General features: G+C 62.0%; 4 protein-coding genes. All 4 read right to left on the bottom strand.

Going from position 1 to position 5,080, the window contains the following annotated elements; genetic code table 11:
* Positions 1-142: 142 nt before the first annotated feature.
* Positions 143-1,135, bottom strand: coding sequence for a deoxyguanosinetriphosphate triphosphohydrolase (locus tag GXP34_12890; GenBank protein ID NOY56863.1), 993 nt, complete (start codon positions 1,133-1,135; stop codon positions 143-145).
* A gap of 85 nt (positions 1,136-1,220) precedes the next feature.
* Positions 1,221-2,216: an ABC transporter permease subunit gene (locus GXP34_12885; protein ID NOY56862.1), complete on the bottom strand. Its 996-nt coding sequence runs from the start codon at positions 2,214-2,216 to the stop codon at positions 1,221-1,223.
* 876 nt (positions 2,217-3,092) lie between these two features.
* Positions 3,093-3,845 carry a phosphonate ABC transporter ATP-binding protein gene (gene phnC / locus GXP34_12880; GenBank protein NOY56861.1) on the bottom strand — a complete coding sequence of 251 codons (753 nt, stop codon included), beginning with the start codon at positions 3,843-3,845 and terminating at the stop codon, positions 3,093-3,095.
* Between the two features lie 86 nt (positions 3,846-3,931).
* Positions 3,932-4,783, bottom strand: a complete 852-nt coding sequence (phnD, locus tag GXP34_12875) for a phosphate/phosphite/phosphonate ABC transporter substrate-binding protein (protein ID NOY56860.1) — start codon at positions 4,781-4,783, stop codon at positions 3,932-3,934.
* Between the last annotated feature and the right edge of the window lie 297 nt (positions 4,784-5,080).

The following is a 5,080-nucleotide window of genomic DNA, read 5'->3' as shown; positions in this document are numbered from 1 at the left end:
AGGGCGGGCTCTTCGGGGCCCGCCCTCCGTTTGTTTCCTGTCAATGGGAGCGTCGAATGGCGACGCCGGCATTGACGAGAAACCAACCCCTGTATTTCCTGTCAATGGGAGCGTCGGATAGCGACGCCGGCATTGACGAGAATCAGTCGATCCCCTCGGGGCGGAACAGGTCGTCGTGGACCCGCAACGCGTACCTGTCGGTCATCCCGGACACGTAGTCGATCGCTCGCTCTACCGCAGCAGCATCGTCGAGGCGGTAGGTGTCGGGTACCTCCTCCGGATGCGCGATGAAATAGTCGACCAGATTCCTGATCACGGCGATGGCGCGTTCCCGTTGTGGGCGCGCATCCGGTCGCAGGTACACCCGTTCGAACATGAAGTCGCGCAGCTCCTGCATGGTCTCGGCGACGGTGGGTTCCATGACCACGGATCCTTGACGTATCGACTCGTCGACGACCGCGTCGATCATCGTGTTGATCCAATCCGATCCCGGCTCGCCGAACACCTCGAGTGCCCGACCGGGAAGATCTTCGCGGCAGATCACGTCGGCACGAAGGGCGTCGTCGACGTCGTGGGTGAGGTAGGCGATCCGGTCGGCAAACCGGCAGAGGTGACCTTCCGGCGTTGCCGGGCCCTGACCGACCTTCCACGAGTGGGCGCGGATTCCATCGAGAACTTCCCACGTCAGGTTCACCGGCTCCAGCACACGAAGCACTCTGATGCTCTGCTCCGAGTGCAGCCATTCGCCTTGCACGTAGGGAGACAGCGCCTCCTCCCCGGTGTGCCCGAACGGTGAATGTCCGACATCGTGACCGAGGCAGATCGCCTCGGTCAACTCCTCGTTCAGCCCCAGGTCGGCGGCCATCGCTCGACCGACCTGGGTCACCTGGAGCGTATGTGTCAGTCGGGTGACGTAGTGGTCTCCCTCCGGGTTGATGAACACCTGCGTCTTGTGTTTGAGGCGCCGGAATGCCTTGGTGTGGAGGATTCGATCCCGGTCACGTTCGAACGCGGTGCGGTATGTGTCGGGCTCTTCGGGATGCTCGCGCCCTTTGGAGTCCGTTGACCTCGTCGCGGCGGGCGCAAGCAGATCGCGTTCCTGCTGCTCTCGCACGTCGCGGGTGCGGCGGATCATGGCACTCATGGGGTGAAGGCTAGACATCCCGTGTTCTCCTCAATGCCGGCCCGACTTGGTCTGGCCGGCATCGACGAAGGCTTGGTTACACGATGCGTTCCCGCACCCTCGAGCTGAGGTAGTCCATCGATGCCACCACGATGGCGATCGCCAGCATGTTCACCGACGCCGCCTGGTAGTTGAGCAGTCTGATGTTCTGCTGAAGCAGGAACCCGATACCGCCCCCACCGGCGAACCCGATGATCGTCGACATGCGGACGTTGATGTCCCAGCGGTACAACGTGAAGGAGATGTACGGCGGAACGATCTGCGGGATCACCGCGTAGACGACCGTCTGCAATCGAGTCGCACCGGTCGCTTGCACGGCCTCGAGCGGTCCGGGAAGGATGCTCTCCACCTGCTCGGAATACAGCTTTGAAAGTGAGGCGATCGTATGCAGCGCCAGGGCCAGGGACCCTGCGAACGGCCCGATACCGACCCAGACCACGAACACGATCACCATCACCAACGGCTCGATCGATCGGATGCCGTTGAAGGTGGTCCGTGCCATGTAGTAGATCGTCAACCCGATGTTCACGACCTCCTGCTTGTACTTGCGCCAGGCGAGGAGCAGGCCCAGCACCCCACCGACCGCTCCGGGTACCCAGAAGATCTTGAGTGGGTCGTTGATCCTGTACAGCCATGAGATTCCCTGGGCGATGAGCAGGAAGATCACCGCACCGGCCAGCGCCATCAGTGGCAGTGCAAGGGGGCGGAGAACCCGACTAGGCAGGTGCCCCTGGAGCCAGATGGCGAGTCGCCCACCCATGTTCGAGAGCACTCCCGCGGCCAAGAGGGCGGTGATCACGGTGATGATTGCGGCGAGGATGTCACCGATCGTGGAAGCGAAACCTCCGATGAAAGAAAAGTCGGCGAGCCGTGGCGCCAACCAGCTGCCTACCCGGTTGAGGAGGTCGGCCGTCAGGAACAGGACCGTGATGCCGACTACCGAAGCGACGGTCAGCACGATGCTTCGACTGATTCGAAGCCCAAGCGTCGGGGGTTCATCCTCGACGGCGGGGAACGACCATCGCAGAGCCATATACACGAGGGCCGGCAGGACGACGAGTCCGAAGACCACAAGCAGAGCATGGCCTGTGAACACCGCGCTGAAGTCTTGTGCCCACCGGGCCAGAATGATCCCGATGGCGGCACCAACGGGAATCGCGACCAGTTGCAGGGCCAGTTTCACCAACGGAATCTTGATGTCCTTCATCAGATTCCTCGCGGCGAGAAACGACAGGGGAACGGCGATGAACACACCGAGCGTCGTGGCCAGCAGGGCCAGGAAGACGGTCTCTATGATCTTGTCCCAGGTGTCCTTCGCCGACTGCGAGACGCGCGGCGATTTCACGGTGAGCGTGGTGCCGGTGGCGGTGGTTATCTGAACGTCGGCACGATTGAAGATCGTGCCTATGGGTTCACGAGTGATCGCTCGAATGGTCTGCTGCTGATCCGAGGGCCGCTCTCTCGTGGAGACGGTCTGGGTGAACTCGCCGTTCCCGTCCGCCAGGAATCTCTGGCTGAGTGTCAGCTTGAGATCGCCCGAGGGTGGGACGAGATACAGTGTGACTCTGGCGTTCGGCGAGAAGTGCGTACCGTGCACGGTGATGTCGTCCCCCGGCGTCACACAGGGAGGGTCGACGGTGATATGACGCGAGAACGGATCCTGCTCGGGTGGCGTGAATCCTCCCGGTGGACAGGGCATGTAGAAGGGGACGTCGGTGTTCGTGTCGATACGTTCATACGTCAGGAGGTCGGGACGGGCAAGGGCACGCAGCACTCGGGTCAGCTGGGCGCGTCGGGTCTCGGACTTGATCTCACTGAGGTCGACCTTGGTGACACCGAAGCGACACCGGCGATGATGATGAGCGCGACGAGGAGCGAGTGGCGGAGACCGCGCTTGGTGGGTCCTTGGTCAGCCAACGCGCTCGGCCTCCTTCCCGTAGATCTCTTTGAATCTCTCGTCGTCGATATCGACGGGCGGGCCTTCGAAGACGACGTGGCCGTCTTTGAGTGCGATGACGCGGTCGGCATAGCGGTGGACGAGATCGAGGAAGTGCAATGAGCAGAGCACCGTGACGTTGTCGTCTCTGTTGATCACTTCGAGGTACTGCATGATCGAGTGCGCCAGCACCGGGTCGAGACTTGCGACGGGTTCGTCGGCGAGGACCATCTCCGGGTTCTGCATCATGGCTCGGGCCACACCGACCCGCTGTTGTTGGCCGCCGGAGAGTTCGTCGGCGCGTTTGTGGGCCTGATCTCTCAGGCCCACGCGATCGAGCTGTGCAAGCGCCCGTTGGACCTGCTCTTTGGGAAACGAGTTGACGACACTGAGCACCGGGTTGACATACCCGAGGCTGCCTTGGAGAACGTTCGTGAGGACTTTCGACCGGTGGACCAGATTGAAGTGTTGGAACACCATGCCGATGCGGCGCCGGATGCGACGGAGCTGATCTTGCGGAGCGGCGGTGATGTCGATGCCGTTCCAGGTGATGCGACCTTCCGTTGGTTCGATCAGACGGTTGATGCATCTCAGCAGTGTGGACTTGCCGGAGCCACTCAGGCCGATCACGGCGAGGAACTCTCCGTCCGGGACTTCGAAGTTGACGTCTTCGAGGGCGAGCGTGCCCCCCTCATAGACCTTGGTGAGGTGTTCGACTTTCAGCATTCCCTATCCGTCGATCGTGGTTCCTGCTCACAAGATGGGGCAGGGTGTGTCCCTGCCCCATCTTGGCGTCTCATCTGCGGATCTGATCAGCCTCCCGGCGTGTAGCCGACGAGGGCAACGATCTTGCGCAGGTTGTCGTACTCGGAGTCCTTTGCCGGCTCGATGCCGGTCCATCCGTAGAAGTCCTGGTTACCGATCGACTCATCCCATGCGTCCGTCTTCGAGAACGCGACGAGCGCATCTTCGATCTGCTTGCGCACGTCCTTCGGGAACTTCGGACCGAAGGACAGAGTGTCGTTCGGAATCGAAGGCGAGATCATCATGATCTTCACCTTTTGGATGACATCGGGAGCATCGGTGCGGACGCTCGCACGTGCGTCGAGCACACGCCAGTCACCACACATCAGCTTCTTTCCGTCTTCCGTCGGTGCGCAGGAACTCACGAGATCATCCGGGATGTCCGGGCTCATGCCCACCTCCCAGTTCCCGTCCGGCATGAGCGGCGGCGAGAAGTAGGTCGTGCCGAAGTCTGCATCGCCGCGGTAGACGGCGAGGACGGTGGCACCATGACCGCCGGTCTCGAGTTTCTCACCGGGTGTGACGTCGGCTTCATTGAACATGAGGGTCGGCACCATGTAGCCCGAGGTCGAGGCTGTGTCCGGGTATGCCCATGTCTTGCCGTCGAGGTCGGAGAGTTGCGTGTAGCCGCTGTCGCGGGGCACGATGATCTGCGCCCAGTAAACGGAGTGACCGTACCGAACCGCCTTGAAGGCAACGTCGACACCACAACGCTCAGAGGCGAGGACATAGCCAAGCCCCGGGATGAATCCCATCGTGTTGGCCGGCGATGCACACATCTCTTCGATAGTTGCCGCGTAGGACGTCGGGACGCTCACCTCGAAATCGAGGCCAGTGGCCTGCTTCAGGGCGTCCGCCATGATCCGGAGACGATCACTTGCGCGTCGACCGATGGGACGAACAACACCTTGATTGGGTTCTCAGGGGTCCCGATGGCCGGTGGCGGCGCCTCGGTTGTAGTCGTTGGTGCCGCGGTCGTTGTTGTCGCGGCGGTCGTGGTCGTTGTCGCGGCGGTCGTGGCCGTTGGTGCCGCGGTCGTTGTCGTTGCTCCACCACCGCATGCGGCAGCAATCATTGCGAATACTGCGACGAGCAGCAGGAATCTCCAGCTCTTCATTCCGCCCTTCCTTGCTCGTGGACGAGTTCTGCGTTGCGCG

Source organism: Actinomycetota bacterium (assembly GCA_013152275.1).
Lineage (GTDB): Bacteria > Actinomycetota > Acidimicrobiia > Spongiisociales > UBA4744 > BMS3Bbin01.
Note: the sequence above shows the minus strand (reverse complement) of the source record. Positions and strands in the feature narration are given on the sequence as shown.

Bases quoted from the DNA above. Each gene is read 5' to 3' on its own strand.
- GXP34_12890 (NOY56863.1), bottom strand. From the start codon at position 1,135: ATGATCCGCCGCACCCGCGACGTGCGAGAGCAGCAGGAACGCGATCTG.
- GXP34_12885 (NOY56862.1), bottom strand. From the start codon at position 2,216: ATGGCTCTGCGATGGTCGTTCCCCGCCGTCGAGGATGAACCCCCGACG.
- phnC (NOY56861.1), bottom strand. From the start codon at position 3,845: ATGCTGAAAGTCGAACACCTCACCAAGGTCTATGAGGGGGGCACGCTC.
- phnD (NOY56860.1), bottom strand. From the start codon at position 4,783: ATGGCGGACGCCCTGAAGCAGGCCACTGGCCTCGATTTCGAGGTGAGC.